The organism is Rhizobium sp. C104 (genome assembly GCF_022354505.1).
GTDB classification, from domain to species: Bacteria; Pseudomonadota; Alphaproteobacteria; order Rhizobiales; family Rhizobiaceae; genus Rhizobium; species Rhizobium redzepovicii.
This window is the reverse complement of record NZ_CP092348.1, coordinates 1,742,807-1,763,844: the sequence shown is the minus strand read 5'-3', so window position 1 is coordinate 1,763,844 and position 21,038 is coordinate 1,742,807. Positions and strand designations below refer to the sequence as shown.

General features: G+C 59.3%; 15 protein-coding genes and 2 pseudogenes. 9 read left to right on the top strand and 8 right to left on the bottom strand.

What is annotated here, in order from left to right; genetic code table 11:
• Positions 1–72 precede the first annotated feature (72 nt).
• From MF410_RS09860 to MF410_RS09835, 6 genes and pseudogenes are all read right to left on the bottom strand, one after another.
• On the bottom strand, positions 73–1,026 hold the full coding sequence (locus MF410_RS09860; protein WP_097625220.1) for a formylglycine-generating enzyme family protein: 954 nt from the start codon (positions 1,024–1,026) through the stop codon (positions 73–75).
• A gap of 694 nt (positions 1,027–1,720) precedes the next feature.
• Positions 1,721–5,537, bottom strand: a pseudogene (locus MF410_RS09855) (vitamin B12-dependent ribonucleotide reductase).
• 589 nt (positions 5,538–6,126) lie between these two features.
• Positions 6,127–6,714 (bottom strand): hypothetical protein, encoded by a 588-nt coding sequence (locus MF410_RS09850; protein ID WP_097625222.1) that lies wholly within the window; start codon positions 6,712–6,714, stop codon positions 6,127–6,129.
• A 193-nt stretch (positions 6,715–6,907) separates the two neighbouring features.
• Positions 6,908–7,402, bottom strand: a complete 495-nt coding sequence (gene gpt, locus MF410_RS09845) for a xanthine phosphoribosyltransferase (protein WP_097625223.1) — start codon at positions 7,400–7,402, stop codon at positions 6,908–6,910.
• Between the two features lie 204 nt (positions 7,403–7,606).
• The gene (locus tag MF410_RS09840) at positions 7,607–8,449 is read right to left on the bottom strand and encodes a universal stress protein (RefSeq protein ID WP_097625224.1); all 843 of its coding nucleotides are present in this window, start codon (positions 8,447–8,449) and stop codon (positions 7,607–7,609) included.
• 108 nt (positions 8,450–8,557) lie between these two features.
• Complete coding sequence (locus tag MF410_RS09835) at positions 8,558–9,334, bottom strand: competence/damage-inducible protein A (protein WP_097625225.1); 777 nt, start codon at positions 9,332–9,334, stop codon at positions 8,558–8,560.
• Positions 9,335–9,744: 410 nt separating this feature from the next.
• Here MF410_RS09835 and MF410_RS09830 point away from each other — a divergent pair.
• From MF410_RS09830 to MF410_RS09810, 5 genes and pseudogenes are all read left to right on the top strand, one after another.
• Positions 9,745–11,106 (top strand): annotated as a pseudogene (locus tag MF410_RS09830) (hypothetical protein); the annotation flags it as partial.
• 7 nt (positions 11,107–11,113) lie between these two features.
• Positions 11,114–11,485 (top strand): hypothetical protein, encoded by a 372-nt coding sequence (locus MF410_RS09825; RefSeq protein ID WP_239620345.1) that lies wholly within the window; start codon positions 11,114–11,116, stop codon positions 11,483–11,485.
• A 46-nt stretch (positions 11,486–11,531) separates the two neighbouring features.
• Positions 11,532–11,735, top strand: a complete 204-nt coding sequence (locus MF410_RS09820; protein WP_239620343.1) for a hypothetical protein — start codon at positions 11,532–11,534, stop codon at positions 11,733–11,735.
• 761 nt (positions 11,736–12,496) lie between these two features.
• On the top strand, positions 12,497–14,428 hold the full coding sequence (locus MF410_RS09815) for a hypothetical protein (RefSeq protein WP_097625227.1): 1,932 nt from the start codon (positions 12,497–12,499) through the stop codon (positions 14,426–14,428).
• Positions 14,429–14,455: 27 nt separating this feature from the next.
• Entirely contained in the window at positions 14,456–14,674 is a 219-nt protein-coding gene (locus tag MF410_RS09810; protein ID WP_097625228.1) for a hypothetical protein, read from the top strand.
• Positions 14,675–15,161: 487 nt separating this feature from the next.
• Here the strand turns inward: MF410_RS09810 and MF410_RS09805 are convergent, their stop codons facing one another.
• Positions 15,162–15,518 carry a VanZ family protein gene (locus tag MF410_RS09805; protein ID WP_097625229.1) on the bottom strand — a complete coding sequence of 119 codons (357 nt, stop codon included), beginning with the start codon at positions 15,516–15,518 and terminating at the stop codon, positions 15,162–15,164.
• A gap of 192 nt (positions 15,519–15,710) precedes the next feature.
• On the opposite strand from MF410_RS09805, the gene ilvA reads away from it, so the two are divergent.
• From ilvA to MF410_RS09785, 4 genes are all read left to right on the top strand, one after another.
• Positions 15,711–16,961: a threonine ammonia-lyase gene (ilvA, locus tag MF410_RS09800; RefSeq protein ID WP_097625230.1), complete on the top strand. Its 1,251-nt coding sequence runs from the start codon at positions 15,711–15,713 to the stop codon at positions 16,959–16,961.
• Positions 16,962–16,998: 37 nt separating this feature from the next.
• Positions 16,999–17,325, top strand: coding sequence for an HlyU family transcriptional regulator (locus tag MF410_RS09795; protein WP_003587069.1), 327 nt, complete (start codon positions 16,999–17,001; stop codon positions 17,323–17,325).
• Between the two features lie 250 nt (positions 17,326–17,575).
• The gene (locus MF410_RS09790) at positions 17,576–18,847 is read left to right on the top strand and encodes a GGDEF domain-containing protein (protein ID WP_097625455.1); all 1,272 of its coding nucleotides are present in this window, start codon (positions 17,576–17,578) and stop codon (positions 18,845–18,847) included.
• 181 nt (positions 18,848–19,028) lie between these two features.
• On the top strand, positions 19,029–20,219 hold the full coding sequence (locus tag MF410_RS09785; RefSeq protein ID WP_097625231.1) for an MFS transporter: 1,191 nt from the start codon (positions 19,029–19,031) through the stop codon (positions 20,217–20,219).
• A 40-nt stretch (positions 20,220–20,259) separates the two neighbouring features.
• Here MF410_RS09785 and MF410_RS09780 read toward each other — a convergent pair whose 3' ends face one another.
• Positions 20,260–21,036 carry a glucose 1-dehydrogenase gene (locus MF410_RS09780; RefSeq protein ID WP_012557430.1) on the bottom strand — a complete coding sequence of 259 codons (777 nt, stop codon included), beginning with the start codon at positions 21,034–21,036 and terminating at the stop codon, positions 20,260–20,262.
• Between the last annotated feature and the right edge of the window lie 2 nt (positions 21,037–21,038).

The window sequence follows — 21,038 nt, the reverse complement described above, 5'->3', positions numbered from 1 at the left end:
TGCAGACTGAGTTGCGGACCCGCAATCGGCGGCTTCGTTCCGCCGAGGCGCCCTTTGGTTATCACGCGGCCCTCACGTGCGCTTGACGCAGCGAAATCCGACATGACTTGTCGACGTGTCCTCAGGCTCGGCATGTCTGGCGGCGGGACGATAGCGCCTGCAGTAGTTCGGCGCGCAGAGGTGGGATCCGCCCTTGAGCACGCGCCGGGGGATCCTGATGTCTGGCATCCCCGGATCATAGCTGGCGTCGGCGTCGCCTCCGCGGGGATTGATGGGGATGCAGCATGAATGGCTGGCAGGCTCGGGATGGCGTGCCGACCAGAAGTCAGAGGTCCATTCCCAGACGTTGCCGATCATGTCGTAGATGCCGTAGCCGTTTGATGGAAAGGATCCGACAGGGGACGTTCTATCTGCACCGGCGGGCTTGGTGCTCTGCGTAGGGAAGGTGCCCTGCCAGGTGTTGGCCATCAGCTTTCCTTCCGGGATCAACTCGTCGCCCCAGGCAAATTCGGCATCATCAAGGCCGCCGCGCGCCGCCAGTTCCCACTCGGCCTCGGTCGGCAGATCTTTTCCCGCCCAAGCCGCATAAGCCTTGGCGTCGCTATAGGCGATATGAACGACGGGATGATCGAGCTTGCCGCGGATGTCCGTGCGACCACCGTAGGGGTGTCGCCAGTCCGCTCCGAACTTGAACGACCACCACTGCGTAATGTCGGGACCGACGACGGTTTTCGGCGGCGTGAACACCAGCGATCCGGCTCGCAGCATTTTGGAGAGCGCTCCAGCATAGTCCTCGGCACGGGGCGCCCTTTCGGCGACGGTCACATGTCCGGTGGCTTTGACGAATGAGGCGAACTGGCGGTTGGTGACGGGGGTGGCGTCGATCCAGAAGCCGTCGACCGTCACCGGATGGGCAGGAGCCTCCTCCACATAATGCTTGTCCGAACCCATGGTGAAGGTATGGCCGGCCACCCAGACTAGGCCCTGAAATCCCGCGTCGTCCACCGCGCGCCGGTCAGGTATCATTTTCGTCACCCTCGCTAGCGTATCGCCGTTTCATATAACGATGCGTGCCGCTGATCTCCGATCAGGATAACTACCCCCCACAGCCGCGTTCTTGAAGTAGGTTACAGTAAGATACGACCGCGGAATTCGATCGAGCCAGGTAGAAGTTGCGGCGATGATATCGCGTCGACACTGATGTCGCCTGCCACGCCATTGCTGTTCTGAACGGCTTTCGCCCGGATATTTGTTCCTGGCTAAACGCGGATCCGTCAGTAGGCTACGGTAACCTGCTTGCTCTCCTTATGTTTGCCGTAGCTTATATACGCGCCGAGGCAAGCCGACAGTCCCTAGTGTTTTCAACGCGGCATGCAAGCCCGATCTATCGCGATCTTCACGAGATGACCCTTCAGGAACTGCTTGGGATGCAATCACGCATCGCCATAGCAGGTGCGGAATCGGAGTCGCCTGAGGCGGATTTGAGGTTCTTCGGTCATCCGGACATGTGTGGAAGTCCAGCTTTCATTCAGGCAATGACCGAAGTCTGGGAGGAGATTGTGGGGCTACTTCCTCTAAGATCACTCGTAAAAAAGTCCCGTCCGCTGCGCCCTCGTAAAAAATCCATCGGTCCAGATCGCAATCTAGACCGATGGATTCTGTGTCATAAAAGTGGCGCTATGTCATAACGCTTGTCGCGCCAGAGGAACTCCGAGAGTCTTCAGCTGCACCCGCTCGTCGCACCGCACGTGTCGCACTTCTCGCAGGTCCCATTCCGCACCATCGTGAAGTTCTGGCACTCCGAGCACATGTTGCCGGTATAACCCTGCATAATCGAGCGCTGGCGGCGTTCGGCTTCCACCTTTTTGGCTTCGGTCTTCGCCGTTGCCGCGTCCGCTGCCGCCTTGTCGGAGAAAAGGGCGGTGGCGTCGCTGGTGATTTCCTCAGTTACCTCTTCGGCGATCTCTTCGGCCAATTCCTTGGCGCGCTCCTCGTAGTCGCGCTTGAAGGCGACGATTTCGGAAGTGGAGATGGCTGCGGTCGGTTCCAGTTTGCGGGCAGCACTGCCGGCAAAGGCGGTGACCGTGCCGGTGGAAGCGGCGCGGGCAGGGGCTGCAGTGGCAGCACCCTTGGGTTCGCCGGCCTGGCGTTCGCCGCCGGTGCCGGACACCAGCGTCGGCTTGTAGCCGCGGGTCCAGCCGGTCGACAGCAGGTTGGTCTTGCCTTCCTGGATGCCCTTGCCGAGTGCGGTGTTGGAGAAATCCGACGTATCGACATGGGCGAGGTCATGACGGCCGAGATAGGAGACGGCAAGCTCGCGGAAGACATAGTCGAGGATCGAGGTAGCGTTCTTGATCGCGTCGTTGCCGATGACCATGCCGGCCGGCTCGAACTTGGTGAAGGTGAAGGCCTCGACATATTCTTCGAGCGGCACGCCATATTGCAGGCCGAGCGAGATGGCGATGGCGAAATTGTTCATCATCGCCCGGAAGGCAGCGCCTTCCTTGTGCATGTCGATGAAGATCTCGCCGAGGCGGCCGTCGCCGAATTCACCGGTGCGCAGATAGACCTTGTGTCCGCCGACGGCGGCCTTCTGGGTATAGCCCTGGCGGCGGTTCGGCAGCTTCTCGCGTTCACGCGAAACGCGTTCGATCACCCGCTCGATGATCTTTTCGGTGATGGTGACGGCCTGGGCGGCGACGGGCGCCTGCAGCAGGTCCTCCAGCGCATCCTCGTCGTCCTCGTCCTCGATCAGCGAGGCATTGAGCGGCTGCGACAGCTTCGAGCCGTCGCGATAGAGCGCGTTCGCCTTGAGGCCGAGTTTCCAGGAGAGCAGATAGGCGTTCTTGCAATCCTCGACGGTCGCCTCATTCGGCATGTTGATCGTCTTGGAAATCGCACCCGAGATGAAGGGCTGGGCAGCAGCCATCATCCGGATATGGCTTTCCACCGAGAGGTAGCGCTTGCCGATTTTGCCGCAGGGATTGGCGCAATCGAAGACCGGCAGATGCTCGGCCTTCAGGAAGGGCGCGCCTTCCAGCGTCATCGCGCCGCAGACATGGATGTTGGCGGCTTCGATGTCCTTCTTCGAGAAGCCCATATGGTCGAGCAGGTTGAAGCTCATGTCGGCGAGCTGTTCGTCGGAAACCTTCAGCTTCTCCTTGAGGAAGTCGGCGCCGAGCGTCCACTGGTTGAAGACGAACTTGATGTCGAAGGCGCTCTTCAGCGCCGCATTGACGGCTTCCACCTTCTCGTCGGTCAAGCCCTTGGCCTTCAGCGTCGACGGGTTGATCGCCGGTGCTTGGTTCAGGTTGCCGTGGCCGACGGCATAGGCCTCGATTTCGGCGATCTGGCTCTCGGAATAGCCGAGCGTACGCAGCGCGTCGGGCACGGCGCGGTTGATGATCTTGAAGTAGCCGCCGCCGGCGAGCTTCTTGAACTTGACGAGGGCGAAGTCGGGCTCGATGCCTGTCGTGTCGCAATCCATGACGAGACCGATCGTGCCTGTGGGGGCGATGACCGAGACCTGGGCATTGCGGTAGCCATGCTGTTCGCCGAGCGCGAGCGCCTTGTCCCAGGCCGATTTGGCGTGGGCGGCAAGATCCTGATCCGGGTTTTCCGAATGGATCAGCGCGACCGGGTCGATCGACAGCGCCTCATAGCCGGAGGTTTCGCCGTAAGCGGCGCGGCGATGGTTGCGAATGACCCTGAGCATGCTGTCGCGGTTCGGCGCGAAGTTCGGGAAGGGGCCGAGCTCGGCAGCCATTTCGGCCGAGGTCGCATAGCATATGCCGGTCATGATCGCGGTCAGCGAACCGGCAATGGCGCGGGCCTCAGTGGAGTCATAGGGAATGCCCGACGACATCAGCAGGCCGCCGATATTGGCGTAGCCGAGCCCGAGCGTGCGGTATTCATAGGAGAGTTCGGCAATGCGCTTCGACGGGAACTGCGCCATCATGACCGAGACTTCGAGCACGACAGTCCACAGGCGAACGGCGTGTTCGTAATCGGCGATATTGATGCGCTTGGTGGCCTTATCCTTGAACTGCAGCAGGTTCAGCGAGGCAAGGTTGCAGGCGGTGTCGTCGAGGAACATGTATTCCGAGCACGGGTTCGAGCCGCGGATCGGGCCGCCGGCGGGCGAGGTGTGCCAGTCGTTCATCGTCGTGTTGAAGTGGATGCCAGGATCGGCCGAGGCCCAGGCGGCGTAGGAAATCGTTTCCCAGAGATCGCGCGCCTTCAGCGTCTTCATCACCCGGCCGTCCTTGCGGGCGGTCAGCTTCCATTCGCCGTCATTTTCCACGGCGCGCAGGAAGTCGTCCTTGATCGAGACGGAGTTGTTGGAGTTCTGGCCGGAGACCGTGAGATCAGGCTTCCGAATCCCAATCCGTGTCGTAGGTCTTGAATTGAAGATCCTTGTAGCCCTGGCGGGCGAACTGGATGACGCGCTGGACGTAGTTCTCCGGAACCTGGTCCTTCTTGGCGGCGCGGATTTCGCGCTTCAGGGCAGGGTTCTTGGCCGGATCGAAGCAGTCGCCGTTGTCGCCACCTTCGCAATTGAAGCAGGCTTTCATGATCGTCTTCAGGTGCCGGGCGACGACCTTCGAGCCGGTGACGAGGGCTGCGACCTTCTGTTCTTCCTTGACCTTCCAGTTGATGTATTCCTCGATATCGGGATGGTCGATATCGACGACCACCATCTTGGCGGCGCGGCGCGTCGTGCCGCCCGATTTGATGGCGCCGGCGGCGCGGTCGCCGATCTTCAGGAAGCTCATCAGGCCGGAGGAGCGGCCGCCGCCGGAAAGCTTTTCGCCTTCGCCGCGCAGCATCGAGAAGTTGGAGCCGGTGCCGGAGCCGTATTTGAACAGGCGCGCCTCACGCACCCACAGATCCATGATACCGCCTTCGTTGACGAGATCGTCCTCGACCGACTGGATGAAGCAGGCATGGGGCTGCGGATGTTCGTAGGCCGACTTGGACTTGGTCAGCTTGCCGGTGAAGGGGTCGACATAGAAATGGCCCTGGCCGGGACCGTCAATGCCGTAGGCCCAATGCAGGCCGGTGTTGAACCACTGCGGCGAGTTCGGCGCAACGCGCTGGGTGGCGAGCATATAGGCAAGCTCGTCCTTGAAGGCCGCCGCATCTTCTTCGGACGAGAAATAGCCGCCCTTCCAACCCCAATAGGTCCAGGTGCCGGCAAGGCGGTCGAAGACCTGGCGCGCATCGATCTCGGAGCCGGTCTGCTCATCCTTGGACAGGGTCTTCAGCGCCGCATCGTCGGGAACGGAGCGCCACAGGAAGGAAGGAACGTCGTTTTCCTCCACCTTCTTCAGCCGGGTGGGGACGCCGGCCTTGCGGAAATACTTCTGCGCCAGAACATCGGTCGCGACCTGGGAGAACTGGGCGGGAACGTCGATATTCTCGAGGCGGAACACGATCGAACCATCGGGGTTCTTGATCTCGCTGGTCGCCTTGCGGAATTCGATATCCGCATAGGCGCCTTGGCCGGCCTTCGTGAAACGACGTTCGATGCGCATGGTCTTGACCTCGTGTTGGCGCCCAGTCCCCACGACCGGGGCGCAAATTCCTATCCGGCGGCACATTGTCGTCGTGCAGCCAGTCTCGTTTCCGTATTGTCACAGGGGTGTCATCCGGAGATGTCCTTCCTGTATCTTGTGGTGATGGTGGCTGCAAACGCTAAATATAGTATTAACAGCTTATTATCGCCAGTCCCGACGTCACTTTTTTTGGAGGCTGAAAATCGCGCAGAGATCCTGTCAGGCCTGACACCGTTCCCGGCCAGTCGCCCTGATTCCGCGTCCTAATTTTCAATAGGGAACCGGGCTCGTTACCTCCGGTCCTGTCGCCGCCGCAACATCAGGGACAGTAAGTTTGAAACGGGTGATTCCGTCAAGGGCTGGCCGTTAATTGATTGCTAACCACAACATCTTGTGGATGCGCCTGTGGAGATTGGGGAAAGCCGGGGAGCCCTGAAATTACAATGGCTTGCAGGCGCTGCCGGCCAAGGAAAATGCCGGAACCACAAAAAAGCGTCCTGCGGCAAATCTTGTGATGGCATTTCCCGTGCAAATGCGCATGCCGATTCGGCGCCGAATTCAGCCCTCTTCAGAGCGCGTCGATGGCGATGGTGACGGTGGCGACGCCGATCGCCTTGTCCTCTTCGTCAATGACGACGAAGCTCGCCTGCGTTTCGAGCATCTGGGTGGATTGGTTGCGTTCCGCCCGGTCGATGAAGATCTCTCGCGAGCCGTCGGCGAAGGTTCTGAGGTATTTCTCCTCGTCGCCCTGCCAGTAGTCGGCGGTGATGGTGCTTTGCCCCACATTCAGTCCATGACTGTCGGTGACGAAAAATTCGACGATCGCCCCCTGCGAGGCGTCCTGCCTGGTTTTCAGGTAGTTCGACACGGATTTGTCGAGCAGCAGCTGGACCATCTGCAGATGGTGCCGATCGACCTCCGACCGATAGGTCTCATCGAGGACCCGCATGTCGATTTCGCTGACATCGGTGAATTTGGCATTCTGCTCGGCGATGGCTTTCAGCACCAACGGCGTTTCCACCATCGGCCGGATCCGCGTCTCGACATAGTCGCGCACCAGGGGAACATAGGCAGGCTCGGCGCGGGCAGGCGTGAGGGGAAGCAGACATGCCGCCAGCCCGACGGCAACCACCGCAACATGTCCCCACCGCGCCATCGTCGTTTCCTTCTACCGCATCGTTTGCTGCACGCTTTAAGCGCAGTTTGATACGATTCGCAGCTGCCGAGTTTATGCGAATAAGTTAAAATAGATGTGCAGATCCCGATAGCGGATTCAGGAAACCTCGCCGACAAAAACTGGAACAATTTCAAGTGGTAAATACGAGGGGTGCGCGCTGCGACCTATGGGCTCAGCGCGGCCCCTTGGCGATCGGCTCCTGGTAGGTGAAGCCCATGTCCCAAGGGAAGTAGATCCACGTATCCTGGCTCACCTCGGTGATGAAGGTATCGACCGTCGGAACACCCTTCGGCTTTGCATAGACGCAAGCGAAATGCGCCCGCGGCAGCATGGTGCGCACCTGGTCGGCGGTCTTGCCGGTGTCCGTCAGATCGTCGACGACGAGCACGCCTTCGCCGCCGTTTTCGGCGAGCTCGGGCGCTATTCCCTTGAGCAGCGTCATGTCGCCCTGGTTGACGTAGTCATGATAGGAGGCGACGCAGACGGTCTCGATCAGCCGGATGTTCAGTTCGCGCGAGATGATCGCGGCCGGAACGAGGCCGCCGCGGGTGATGCAGACGATCGCCTTGAACGTTTGATCGAGGCCGGCAAGCCGCCAGGCAAGGGCGCGCGCATCGCGGTGGAACTGATCCCAGGAGACGGGAAAGGCTTTATCGGGAAGGGACATCGGGCTGCTCCGCGGCATGAAAAATCAACACGCCGTTTGCCGGCGACCGGAGGGGCTTGAGGCGGCGATCGGCAAAACAAGAAATCGCGCGAGCCGGAACTGCGCGAGATCGCGCGCTGCACTGCGCGAGTTGTGCCGAGGCCCGAAGCCGTCATCGGTCGGCGCAATTAACGGAATTTGCCGGCAAAAGGCAAGAGCAGCCGATCAACGCGACAGAAGCGTCAGCGCCGTCATCGATTGCAGCAAGGTCCTCGTCGTGCCGCCGAAGATCATCTGCCAGAGCCAGGAATGGGTATAGGCGCCCATCACGAGAAGATCGATGCTGTTGTCCGAAAGCCGGTTCTCGATGACGTGCGAGGTGTTTTTATCCACGCTTCGAGCCGTCGAAAGCGTCGTCTTCACGCCGTGGCGGGCGAGCGTGGCGGCGATATCGGTGCCTGCCGTCAGCGGCGACTGCAGTGCGGTGTCGGCCGGATCGACCGACAAGATCTCCACCGCGTCGGCCGCCTTCAGGATAGGCAGCGCGTCGAAGGTCGCGCGCGCTGCCTCCTTCGAGCCGTTCCAGGCGATCAGCACGCGCTTGATCGGCTTTGGCTGACGGATGATGTAGGGGATTATCAGCACCGGCCGGCCGGTTTCGAAGAGAAAGCTGTCGACGTCGACATGGCTGTCGGAGGATTTGGCCGGATCGGCCTGCGAGGCGATCAGCAGATCGGCGCTGCGGGCGCTTTCGATCAGCGGTGCGGAGCCGTAGCCGATGGAGGTGGCAAAGCTGCGCCACTCCGAGGAACCGCCTGAGGCCTCAGCCTTGGCGCGAAAAATCCGCTCTACCGCGATCGTTTCGCCATGCGCCATATCCTGCAGCGCCTGCACGGCGACGGGATCGGGGATTTCCATCGGCGCCACCAGCGGTACGGCGGAGATGTTTTCGGCATGCAGGCCGATCACATGGGCGCCGCTTTCGGCGGCAATGGCAAAGGCGAAATCGGCGACGGCGGCGCTATTGTCTGCTGTATCGAGAATGGCGAGAATGGTTTTGTAAGACATATCAATTCTCCTTGCGCTGAAATGGCGTGCGCGAGGGAAGGAATGCACCGGACCGTTCTTCCGTTCCTTGACGGGGATTAAGCCTGATCCCCGGTTCCGGTTATGCCCTCAAGCCTCGGCGGAATGGTTATCGGCGATGTCCTTCCTCTGGCGGATGACGTCGATCATGTCTTGCACCGCGGCGCCGGCCGCATCGATTGCTGCCTGCGCGCGGCCACGCACGACGATCTCGGTCGAGAATTTCTGGCCGATATAGCGGGGGTAGGAGCCGATGCTGGTTTCCGGATGGGCTTTCTGGATCGCCGTCAGGGGCGTACCGATCTCGCCTTCGCCGTAAGGGCAAGCGATGGCGAGCGAGAGCACCGGCGTTCCGGTTCGAAGCATCGGCAGCACATTGTCGACCATCGCCTGGAAGACCTGCGGCACGCCAGCCATCACGTGGACGTTGCCGATGATGAAACCCGGCGCCGTCGACACCGGATTGGCAATATGGACAGATCCGCGCGGCATGCGCGCCATGCGCTGGCGCGCCTCGGTGAATTCCATCTCGCGGCGACGGTACATATCGGCCAGCAGCGTCATCGCCGTTTCGTCATATTCGCACGGCACCCCGAAGGCCTTGGCGATGGCATCGGCGGTGATGTCGTCATGCGTCGGCCCGATGCCCCCTGATGTGAAGACGTAATCATATTTGCCGCGAAGCGCGTTCAACGCCTCGACGATCGCCTCCTCATCGTCAGCGACGATGCGCACCTCCTTGAGATCGATACCGGAAAGCGTGAGCAGATCGGCGAGGTGGCCGATATTTTTGTCCTTGGTGCGGCCGGAAAGAAGTTCGTCGCCAATGGCGAGCATGGCGGCGGTAACAACGGTGGCGTGGCTCATGGGATGTTCCGTGATGTGAGGCTGGTGAATAGGTAGCGCCCTTCGGCCGCTTTGCAAACACTCGCCGATGCGTCACTTTTACCGAAACTAAAACAACGAAGAATTCAAGTGCGGCTCGCTCCACGGCACCTCCAGCGGGCGTGGCGAAAGCGCTAGACGCCGACGAGCTATAGTTCCCAGGTAATCACTGCGTCTCTCGGATTGCAGGCAAACGGTTTACAAGCTATGGCGGGTCTGTCGGCGACAAGGCAATTAGATCGAAGTGCAAAGCCCCCAAACCTTTTCAGCATTTCCCTACCTGGCGATGGATCGCTGCCTTCCAGATTTGCACACGATCCGGCAGTTCGCGCGCCGGAATCTACGCTGTCTTCGCAGTAAGCAATCGCAGTGGGGGAGAGGAACATAAGATCATGACTGTCCTTGCGGTGTGGCTTGTCGTTGCCGCGATTTTACTGTTTGGCCTGACCCTCAATCGCGCTCTTGTGCTTTGGCTAAACCGCGGCTTTCATCCGCCTGTTCGTGACGGCACGGATCTGCTCTTGAGCGGTATCTTGCCGGGGATTGCTCTCGTCGGTGGTTTGGCAACGGCCCTCGGAGTCATTCATCTGTTGCGCATAGAAATCGTGTTGCCTCTTGCCGCGATTTTGATGATCTGGCGACGGAATGATGTTCTGGCGACTTTTGTTGATTTGCGCAATCTGGCGGGGGTGGGCGTGCGGGCGACTGCCAACGGCAATCCCTTTCCTCTTTTGGCATCGGGCGCATTTATTGTCTTGATTGGGGTGATTTCGGTAACAGCGCTCTTCCCGGCAGGATCGGCGGATGTTTGGGCATTTCAGATTCCGCTCGCGCAAAGCATCGTTTCCCATGGTGGGTTTGTCACGCCGCAGATAGGCAGCAATTTTTACGGAAACATACCGCTTTTCTTCAATGTGCTTTTTGCCAGCACATTGCTATTCGTCGATCACTGGCTCGGGGCGGGCCTGATGAACGCGGCGATTTTCCTCGGATTTTTGTTATTGCTCACAAGCTGCGCACACCGCTGGCGGGCGGCTGGATTGTTGCTGGTTTTCTTCCTGATCGTGTTTCAGCCCTTTTTTACGCCAGGCGTGGCAGTCCCTTTAACTGATCTTCCCAGATCCTGTTTTTCGGTTGCCGCCGTCCTTTATCTCTGGCGCTATCTTGAGACCGGCAGGCCCTCTGAGATCGTCTCTTGTGCTTTGCTCGTGGGTGGCGCAGTCGGCGGCAAATACACCGAGCTTCAGATGGTTGGCTTGATCGGTTTGGCGCTCTTGCCGTCGATCTATCGCGGCAAAATGCCATTTTCGCTTTTTTTGACCTGCCTGGCCGCGTTTCTATCCCTTGCGGGCTACTGGTACATCAAAAATCTCATCGTGCTCGGTAACCCTATCTATCCTTTCATTTTTGGGCATCCCGGACTTTCGGATCAGTGGATGGCGGACTACAGACTTGAGCTCGGCCGTGCTTTCGATCCGGCAAACCGGGTTTTCGTGACCGATCTTACGACCCGCCAGGGTTGGCACGACTTCTTCTTTATCTTGCATGATTGGTTTCTGGATCGCCGGCGATATGCGATCGTCGCTCTCATCCTGATCATCGGCGCATTGCTCGCGTCGTTCAGAAGGATATTTGTGCTTGTAGCGACAACTGCTGCGATGTTCATCATCTGGTACGCCGTCATGTTCAACCATATCCGATGGGCGACGCCGGCCTATTTGCTATATTTTTCGACCGCTTATATTGGCGCGAGTTCTGATCGTGGAAAAAATTGCAGTCAGCAAAACCGCTCAACCGGGCGGCTTTGTGTTCGACATGTCTGCACGCCTGCTGGCAGGACGTAGGGCCATCAATGGCCATTTGTTTACGCTTGCAGTGGTGGTTATCGCTCTTGTGGTGTTCTGTCTTCCTGCAGTCAAATTCGTTTATCGGCCCAGCCGCCAACCCTATTCCTGGATGGAGCAGGGAGTCATGGAAGTCCTGATCGGCCGGCAAAAACTCGATGGCTTTCTTGGGGCCCAGCGTGAAGGTTACATCATTTATCGCTATGTTGCGGCAAATGATTTGAGGACTGTATTTCAACCGTTCGACACGGGCAGCATTTGCGGCCGCCTACACGGGAGGCAGAGATAGGGGATGGTTGCTGCCCCCTTATATATTTCCCGACTCCGAAAATGATGTGGACGCCTTCGTCAAACGTAACAACATCCGGTACTTTATCCGGGTGACGGAGAAACAGGAATTGTTGGCCGAACGCGTTGGCGCCGCCAAGTTTGGGTTGGCGCAAATAACCATATCGCGAATGTTGCCGGAATCGACTTTGTTGCTGAAAGACGGATTTGGGTGGGAACTGTACCGGTTCAACGGTTTTCCCTCGCAATGAAACCCGCAGGGCTGCGGTGACGCCCATCTTCTCATGGGTGGCCTGATTTGTATGGCATATGGTGCGGACGGCGGGGGTCGAACCCGCATAGCCTAAGGCCGAGGGATTTTCTTACCGCTACGGCTTTCGCCGCCGCCTTCCGGCGTTTGTGGTCTGGACTATACCTTCACCCTAGCGTCTGCCTTAGGTGCTGCCCGTCTAGTCTCTACACCTTCCCCTTGCGGGGCTTGGCTCGGGATTGCCATCTGACAGGTTTCCCCGACTTTGAGCAGTTCTACATCAGGCGTTTCCGCCAGTGCACTCAATTTTGCTTTAAGTCCCTTGTGTCTACCGATTCCACCACGTCCGCGTGGTTCTCCCTGCTAACAAAGAGAGGCGGCATTCTCAACCGATATTCAGTGGCGAGGTGCGATTCCGTTTCAAACGCTGGAAGCCCTCCATACCCGGTCGCTCGAATGTCCGGCTGCATTCGGCAGTAAAGCGACAATCCGGTGCGCCGATCAAAGCTCCGACAAGCAACTGAACATTAGGAAGTTTTAAATTGACGCTGTCCCCATGCCGGGCGCGACAGTCGATTGCGAAATTTCATGCCAGTCAGCGTAGAAAACTTAACACAACCCCTGCGACAGAAGCTTGTTGAATTTCGCAGGACATTGGGACAAAGTGCTGGCTGGGGTAGAGTTCGCGATTTTTACTGTTGCAATACGTGCACTTCACTTTTCATTGTGAGCGCCGGGACATGTGGTGACTTAAAAGGCAAAATGGCTTTTGTTCTGAAGACCTTCGGGAGGTTGCAGCTCGTCGACGAGGAGGGGAACGCTGTCGCGTTTCCCGAGAAAGGCCTGCTGCTTCTCGCCTATTTGTTTACAACCGATCAAGGTTCGGCGGATCGAACGACCTTGGCTCGCTTCCTTTGGGGCGAGGCCGACCGGGAGGTTGCACTGTCGACTTTGCGGAAGGTGATTTCGAGAATTAAGGCCCGTCAAATCGATCTTGGGGTAAACATCCTTTCATCTCAGGGCAACGTGCTCACTCTCGACCGGGGGGCACTATCGTCTGACATGCTCCTGGCCGACAAGGAGGAAGAGGTTGAGCCGTTCTCCCGGCTGAGACAGCTGGTGACGCTGATGAACCAGCCTTTTCTCGAGCCGGTTCACAGCCAGAGCCGCCAGTTTCAGTATTGGCTCGCCGAACGTGAAAATTACCATAACGAGCTTCTCGCCAATACTTTGAGAACGGCGTCGCAGCTGGCCCCGTCGCGAAAGAACGCCGAACTCCTGAGGAAGGCGGCGGTTATCTTGTTTCGGACCGAGCCGAAGGATCCCGAGACGCTGCAACTGCTCATAAAGATCCTCAAGGCGGAAGGGGAAGTCGAATTACTTCGGAGCTATTTCGAACAGCGGCGCAGTGCGACATCGAGAGGCAGTTCCGCGCGTACCGGATCCGACGACGGTGACACGAAATACCTGCGCCCGCCATCCGCGTCGTCAAAGGCGAAACTTGAGGCTTCTCTTCCCCTGGAGCCCGAAGATATCCGGATTTCCATTCCCCGCCTGGTGCTGCTTCCCCCTAAAAATCAATCCGCTCGGCCGCAAGCCGGTTTTTTAGCTGCGTCTTTGGTGGAGGATATAACGATCGGATTTTGTGTCTTCAACAGCCTGGAGGTCATAGCCCCGTATTCGGCGGTTCAAATCGGCCACCAGGTGGAGACGCAGAAGGCTTTCTTCGAACGCCATTGCGTCAACTATATCCTCGACACCCGGATCAGCAATATGGGCGATGAGGTGACGCTCTTTGCCCAACTGATCTTTTTCGATCAGAATCAGATCGTCTGGGCCGAAAGGTTCAGCCTCGATCGTATGGATCTCGCCAGAGACAGGCGAGTTGTTGCCCGGCAGATCGCTCTCTCCGTATCCAGCGAAATCGAGCGTCATGAGGCGTTGCGCGAAGATCTGAACCCGGTTGCCTACCACAGATATCTTGTCGGCAGGCGGCATCTGGCGCGGTTGACGCTTCCGAACCTGCGGCGCGTCCGCAAGGAGATGAAAGCCGCACTCAGCGTCAGCCCCGATTTCGCACCGGCGCTAAGTTCGATGGCGCGGACCTACTCCAAGGAATGGTTGCTGACGGCTCGGGGAGATATCGATCTTTTGCAGTTGGCGGAGACCTTCGCCAAGCAGGTCACCGAGATGCGTTCGGACTTCGCCGATGGCTATCGCGAGCTCGGTGTCGCCAAGTTGTTGCAGGGTGCCTTCGATGAAAGCGCCGAAGCCATGGAAGTGGCGGAAAGCCTCGCCCCGCACTACGCCGACGTGATTGCCGACTACGCGGACACGCTGGTTCATTGTTCGCTCCCGGCCATGGCCTTGCGAAAGATCGAGCGGGCAATCGAGCTGAACCCGCTCGGTCCCGACACCTATTTCTGGACTGCTGCGGGAGCAAACTATGCCCTCGGCGAATTCGAAGCTTCGCTGGACTATATCGGGCAGATGGCCGATCCTCATTTAGCGGATAGGTTGTCCGCTGCAAATTGGGCCATGTTGGGTCATCAGGACAAGGCGCGGATCTTCGTACGAAGGTTTCGTGAAGGCAATCCGGACTTCGATGTGGACAAGTGGTTGTCCGCAGTACCAAGTAAAGAGCAATGGCATAAAGATCTTTATCGTGAAGGCCTGAAGAAAGCTGGATTTTAAACATCAATCGTTAGAGAGGGCAAAAACATGGCTACAGTTGTTGTTATTAGTGTTGATGGTCAAGACGGGCTATGGGTCGCTGATCTGGACGCCGGCACAGTACTGCCGCTCCCGGTCCCGAAGGCGGGCGGCCTGAAAGTCGTGACCGATCTTCGCGCCACCGGCGCGACGGTGACAAAGGGCGTGAATGTGGCTGTCACGGTCAAGTCAGCGGAAGCGGCATTCTCTGGCCATTATGACGGCTAGGGTTGAATGATTGGCGCCATAGCGCCGTTGCGTTCCGGATTGCGATCTTCAGGAATTCGTGCACAGGCGCGAGAGACGGCGAGGGGCATTTGACCTCCTCGCCGCCGAGCACCAATCCGGCGCTGCACTGATGGGATCATAGTCGTCCCCAGCGCCGATCAAGTGTAACGGATCTCAGCGACAGTCTATCGGCCCTGGTAATGCGGGGTTCGGTTCTGCTTGCCCACGCACCTGCTTAATACCGGTTGAATATACATGTATATTGTGGATATAAGCGTGTTATTGCTTGACAAGAGCGTTTTCGGTGTAAGGATTGCGCCGCGGCGGTTGAGTAAGTGTTGTCTTGTGGGAGTAAGGCGATGGTTTACGATTGGACTGGTGCCAGGGTTCGGCGCATCCGGATATTCAAGACCAGTATCGCGCTTGTTCTGGGAACCGCGATTGCTGCAATACCGCTGTTCTTCTGGGCCGTGGAGTTTCGCGGTTTTTAACCGGAGATAATCAGCGTCTCGCGCCACCTGTTGATCACCCAGCCGGCCAGCAGTCCGATGGCGGCGCCCATGGCCTTGATGCCGGCATCATGCAGGCGCGGATGGCGCGTCGGCGAGAGGTACTGCAGATATTCGATGGCGACGGTACCAGCGATCAGCAGCACGGCCACCAATTTCCACTGTTTCGGATAGGCGAGCGCAAAGGCGAGGCCGACAAGAATATAGGCGCTCGCGCGGTCGGTATCGACAGTCGTAACGGTCTCCGGCCTCAGCCCGATCGGCGAAACCGTCACAAAGATGATTAAGGCGAGCAGCAGCCAGGCGAGCGGCCTTGCGAATTTGAACATGATCATGGCTTCATATTTAGTGGCTCGTCTTTTCATTGACAGTTAAAATCAGTTCATGTGCCGGCTATTTCGCGGTGGGCTTAAGAAAAGCTTTCGCAAACAGGGCTTGGACCGAACCGTAAACGGCCGAAGCGGCCTTTCCTATGCCGGCCGGCCTGTGCCATAGCGGCGGTATCATTATGAGAATGGATCACGCCCGTGACGAGACTTGATGTCGAAAGCGCCGAAGAGGCAATGCGCAGCCTTTTTCCGGCAACGCCGCTGCAGCTCAACGATCATCTCTCGGCGCGTTACGGGGCCGATATCTGGCTGAAGCGCGAGGATCTATCGCCGGTGCGCTCCTACAAGATCCGCGGCGCCTTCAACTTCTTCCGCAAGGCGATCGGGCAGGGTGCTGCCGGCAAGACCTTCGTCTGCGCCTCGGCCGGCAATCACGCCCAGGGCTTCGCCTTCGTCTGCCGCCATTTCGGCGTGCCGGGCGTCGTCTTCATGCCGGTAACGACACCGCAGCAGAAGATCGACAAGACCCGCATGTTCGGCGCCGAATTCATTACCATCCGGCTGTTCGGGGACTTCTTCGACCAGTGCTACCAGGCCGCGCGCGACCATGTCGAAGCGGTCGGCGGCGTCATGGTGCCGCCCTTCGACCATGCCGATATTATCGAAGGGCAAGCGACGGTCGCCGCCGAGATCATGCAGCAGCTGCCTGAGGGAACGGTCCCCGATATGGTCGTGCTGCCGGTCGGCGGCGGCGGGCTTGCCGCCGGCATCACCGGTTATCTTGACGGCATCGTGCCGAAATCGGCCTTCGTCTTCACCGAGCCCGCCGGCGCACCGAGTCTGAGGCGCAGCATCGAGGCAGGTGAGGTGACGACGCTTGCCAAGGTCGACAACTTCGTCGACGGCGCTGCCGTCGCCCGCATCGGCGACCTGAATTTCGCCGCGCTGCGCGATTTCCCGGCAAGCCAAGTGCAGCTGATGCCGGAGAACGCCATCTGCGTCACCATCCAGGAGATGCTGAATGTCGAAGGCGTCGTGCTGGAGCCGGCAGGCGCTCTGTCGCTGACGGCGATCGCTGCGATGGACGCTCAGGCGATCCGCGGCAAGACCATCGTTGCCGTCGTCTCCGGCGGCAATTTCGATTTCGAGCGCCTGCCTGACGTGAAGGAAAGAGCCATGCGTTACGCAGGGCTGAAGAAATATTTCATCCTCAGGCTCGCCCAGCGCCCCGGCGCGCTTCGGGATTTCCTCAATCTGCTCGGCCCTGACGACGATATTGCCCGCTTCGAATATCTGAAGAAATCGGCGCGCAATTTCGGCTCGATCCTGATCGGCATCGAAACCAAGGCGCCGGAGAATTTCGCCCGGCTGATCGGAAATTTCGAAGCCGCCGGCATGGGTTACGAGGATATCACCGAAAACGAGATCCTCGCCAACCTGATCATTTGACTTGGCGACAGCAATGCCATCGTGCTAAAGGCGGATCATGGCTTCGTTCCTTTCAAATCTCTTTTCGATGTTCTCCGGCGGCGGCAAACCGGCTTCCGAGGCGGCAGGCCCTTCCGGCGAGCCGCAGCTTTATAACGATTGCACGATCTACGCGGAGCCGCGCAGGGAAGGCAGCCAATATCGCCTTGCCGGTCGCATCGAAAAGAAGGTCGGCGACGAGGTTCTGGTGCGCAATTTTATCCGCGCCGATCTGTTCTCGTCCTCCGACGATGCGCTCGAATGCACGGTGCGCAAGGCGCAGCAGATTATCGATCAGCACGGTTCGTCACTCTTTGGTGACGGTGAGAAGCTTCGTCAGGTCTGAGACCGGGATATCCGTCGCATCCATGCGTGGCCGCAATTATTCTTCTTTTTCAATCCTGTGACGCGGCGACACCGTCGCGGATCGGCATCTCGCTCACGCAATCTTAAAGGGTTGCAGTCAAAGGTGTCGCCTGCAGCATGTGCAGGGCCGCCCTCGTGTTTGACTTTTTCGGACAATCGACCAAAGGATCCGCTGTCGCGACCGTTGCGCCCGCGTTCCGTCCAGGGCGCCGGCCTGAAGCCGGGGTATGGTGATGGAGACGCTCAACCTCGCCCTTTTCGTCGTCGAAGCCGTCGCCTATTTCGTGCTGATGGTGACGCTTCTGCACTTCCGTCATCGGCTCGGTCTCGGGGTTTTCCTGACGGCGCTCGGCGTCATGCATTTCATGGAAACCTACCTGGCGGCGGTCTTCTATGTCTCGCTGCCGTTCGGGGATGTGTCGCCGGGCTCGTCGGTCTTCTTCTCCGGCAAGCTGATGATGATCCTGATGCTTTACCTACAGGAAGATGCCGCGACGGTGCGCCAGCCGATCTATGGCCTGTTCCTCGGCAACCTGCTCACCGTCGGCATTGCCTGGGTGCTGCAACTGCACCTGCCGCTGCAGATGTCGCCCGCCCACACGCCGGATGTCGATTTCCTCCAGGAGATGGGCTGGCTGATGGTCTGGGGCACGGCGCTGCTTTATGTCGATTCGCTCGGCATCATTCTGCTTTACGAAAAACTCGGCGATTTCTTCCGCCGGCGCGTCGTCCTGCGTTTCCTGATTTCGGGCTTCGTGCTGCTGACCTTCGACCAGATCGGCTTTTTTGCAGCGCTGAATTATTTCCTGGATGTGCCGATCGCCGCATTCTGGGCAGGTTGGAAGGCGAAAATGCTTGCCGTCTGCCTCTATGCGGCAATGTTTGCAATCTATGAATATCGTATTCGCCGCGGCGGCAAGGCCGGCTCCGCGCGTTCGATCAGCGACGTGTTCGGCGACCTGACGTTCCGCGAGCGCTACAACGATCTTCTGGAGCGTACCGGTCGCGACATGCTGACCGGCGTCTATGACCGGACGCGCATGGAGGTGGAGGCGCCGCTGATGATGCGTGAGGCGCTGAGACAGGGTCTCTACGCCACGGTCCTGATTATCGATGCCGATCACTTCAAGGATGTCAACGACGGCTATGGGCATCTCCAGGGTGACGAGGTGCTGAAGGCGATCGCCGCCCGCCTCGGTACGACGCTGCGCTCGAGCGACCGCATCTTCCGCTTCGGCGGCGAGGAATTCGTCGCCGTCTGCCCCGGCACCGATCACGAGGAAGCTTTGCTGCTTGCCGAACGCCTGCGCTGGACGATCGCCACCAGCGTCAAGACGCCGGATGACAAGCCGGTCACGGTCAGCATCGGTGTTGCGACCGCCGACGAGGACGGCGTCGATTTTACCGCCGTGCTGACGGCTGCCGACGGCAGGCTCTACGCGGCAAAGAAGAGCGGCCGCAACTGTGTCGTCGGCCGTTCCGGTGTCGTGCAACTCGGTTGACCCGATCAAACGCAGTGCGTCCGCTGCCGGTGTTTGTGATGTTGCATAAACCGAAACGCCTGACAGCGATATCATGCCTTTTCAATGGGTTATAATAACAATAAAAACGGCTTGTTAGCACAATGCAAACGTGATCTCCATTGCCGCAACGGATCAGCTTTCCTGCAAGGGGCTTGGAGATATGAGTGATGCAGCTGTGCGAAGGAAGGTCGATGGCGGCGAATTTGCCGTTTTGTGCATCGGCGGGTTTCTTCTGTCGATCGCCTATGGCGTGACCTTTCTGATCCCGGTGCTGGTCGGTCAGCGCGGCGGCAACGAGGCGCTCGCCGGCCTGATCATTTCGGCCGCGACCGTCAGCACCGTCATTCTCGTGATCCTGTCCGGCCACATCGCCGATGCCATCGGCTCGGCGCGGGCGGTGGCGGTTTCAGCGCTCTTTCTGGCGGCATCCGGGTTGGGATTTGCCACGGTCCCGGCAGCCGGGCTTAGCCTGATGACCGTCGGTTTCGTCCTCGGCATCGGCTGGGGCACTTTCTATGCGCTCGGGCCTATTCTGGTGGCGGCGATCACCGAACCCGAGCACCGGATCAGGTTCTTCGCCCTGCTGTCGGGATCGATGATGTCGGGCATCGGCGCCGGACCGATCATCGGCCGTATTGCCACCGGCTGGGCCCTTCCGATCGAAACGGCCTTCGCCTTTGCTTTCCTCTCCAGTCTCGCCGGCGGCGCGCTTTATTTCCTGCTGCATCTCAGGCTGACCAATGCCGGCAAGATTTTGCCGCATGTCAACAAGATCTCCTTTGCCGCAGCGCGTCAGGTGATAGGTTCGCGGGCGATCTATTCCATCGCCATGGTCGGCATCGGCGGGGCGATTTTCGGCGGGCTCTCCAGCTTTCAGACAAGCTACGCCAAGGCGCACGGTTTCGATTATTCGCTGTTCTTCATCGGCTTCATGTCCGCCGCCATCCTGAGCCGGCTGTTCGTGGCGGGATATGTGGTGAAGAGGGATCCATTCTATTCGCTTCTGGTGCTGACGAGCGTGACGCTGGCATCCATCCTGCTGTTCCTGGTGGTGACATCAAGTCAGCTGGCCTATCTCGGAGCCGCGGCAATGCTGGGCCTGGGCTATGGGCTGACCTATTCCGTCATCAACGGACTGGCAGCAAATGAAGCGCCCGCAGGTCTCATGCCGCAATCGCTTCTCTTGTTCTCGCTGTCCTATTTCATCGGCGTCTTCGGCTTTCCGCTGATCGCCGGCAACCTCATCGTTTCCTCCGGGATCCAGGCCATGCTCCATGTCCTGCTGCTGCTTGCCGTCGCCAATCTGGCAATCGTCCTGCTTCGTGTGGTCGACCGCGCAAGGAACCGCTGATCGAGGGCGGGCAAGTCCGATTTGCCCGACCCTCGCTGGCTCATGCGGCGCGGAAGATCTTGGCGCCGGAGGGGGCACTCGTCATGCCGCCGTCGACGGTGATCTCGATGCCGGTGACATTGGCAGAATCATCCGAAGCCAGGTAGAGCGCCGCCTTGGCGATTTCGTCGGCCTCGCTCATGCGGCCGAGCGGGCTCATGCCGCCGATGCGCGCCTCGAGCGCCGACATCGCATCTTCCGTCTGGGCCATCGGCGACCAGATCGGCGTCTTCGTGCCGCCGGGTGTCACCTGATTGACGCGGATGCCGCGCGGCGCGAGTTCGGAGGCCATATTGCGCGTCATCGCCCGGACCGCGGCCTTGGTCGCCGCATAGGCCGACCAGCCGGGAGCGCCGAGCACGGCGTGCACCGAACCGTTGAGAATGACCGAACCGCCGTCGCTGAGATGCGGCAGCGCCGATTGCACGGTGAAGAAGACGGCCGTGAGATTGGTGCTGATGATCTGATTGAATTGCTCCGGCGACGTGTCACCGAGCGGTGTCGCGCCGCCGATGCCGGCATTGGCGAAGACGATGTCGAACTTGCCGACCTTTGCGGCGGCTTCCGCAAAGGCCTTCTCGGTGGCGGCGGCATCGGTGACATCGACCTTCAGCGCGACGACGCCGGCCCCAAGCGCCTTTTCGGCGGCGGCGAGCGTTTCGGGATTGCGGCCGGTGATGACGACCTTTGCACCCTCGTCGATGAAGACCTTGGCGGTCGCAAGACCGATACCACTGTTGCCGCCGGTGATCAGCGCGACCTTGTTTCTTAGACGCATGA

Bases quoted from the DNA above. Each gene is read 5' to 3' on its own strand.
- MF410_RS09860 (WP_097625220.1), bottom strand. From the start codon at position 1,026: ATGATACCTGACCGGCGCGCGGTGGACGACGCGGGATTTCAGGGCCTA.
- MF410_RS09850 (WP_097625222.1), bottom strand. From the start codon at position 6,714: ATGGCGCGGTGGGGACATGTTGCGGTGGTTGCCGTCGGGCTGGCGGCA.
- gpt (WP_097625223.1), bottom strand. From the start codon at position 7,402: ATGTCCCTTCCCGATAAAGCCTTTCCCGTCTCCTGGGATCAGTTCCAC.
- MF410_RS09840 (WP_097625224.1), bottom strand. From the start codon at position 8,449: ATGTCTTACAAAACCATTCTCGCCATTCTCGATACAGCAGACAATAGC.
- MF410_RS09835 (WP_097625225.1), bottom strand. From the start codon at position 9,334: ATGAGCCACGCCACCGTTGTTACCGCCGCCATGCTCGCCATTGGCGAC.
- MF410_RS09815 (WP_097625227.1), top strand. From the start codon at position 12,497: ATGGCTTTTGTTCTGAAGACCTTCGGGAGGTTGCAGCTCGTCGACGAG.
- MF410_RS09810 (WP_097625228.1), top strand. From the start codon at position 14,456: ATGGCTACAGTTGTTGTTATTAGTGTTGATGGTCAAGACGGGCTATGG.
- MF410_RS09805 (WP_097625229.1), bottom strand. From the start codon at position 15,518: ATGATCATGTTCAAATTCGCAAGGCCGCTCGCCTGGCTGCTGCTCGCC.
- MF410_RS09795 (WP_003587069.1), top strand. From the start codon at position 16,999: ATGGCTTCGTTCCTTTCAAATCTCTTTTCGATGTTCTCCGGCGGCGGC.
- MF410_RS09785 (WP_097625231.1), top strand. From the start codon at position 19,029: ATGAGTGATGCAGCTGTGCGAAGGAAGGTCGATGGCGGCGAATTTGCC.
- MF410_RS09780 (WP_012557430.1), bottom strand. From the start codon at position 21,036: ATGCGTCTAAGAAACAAGGTCGCGCTGATCACCGGCGGCAACAGTGGT.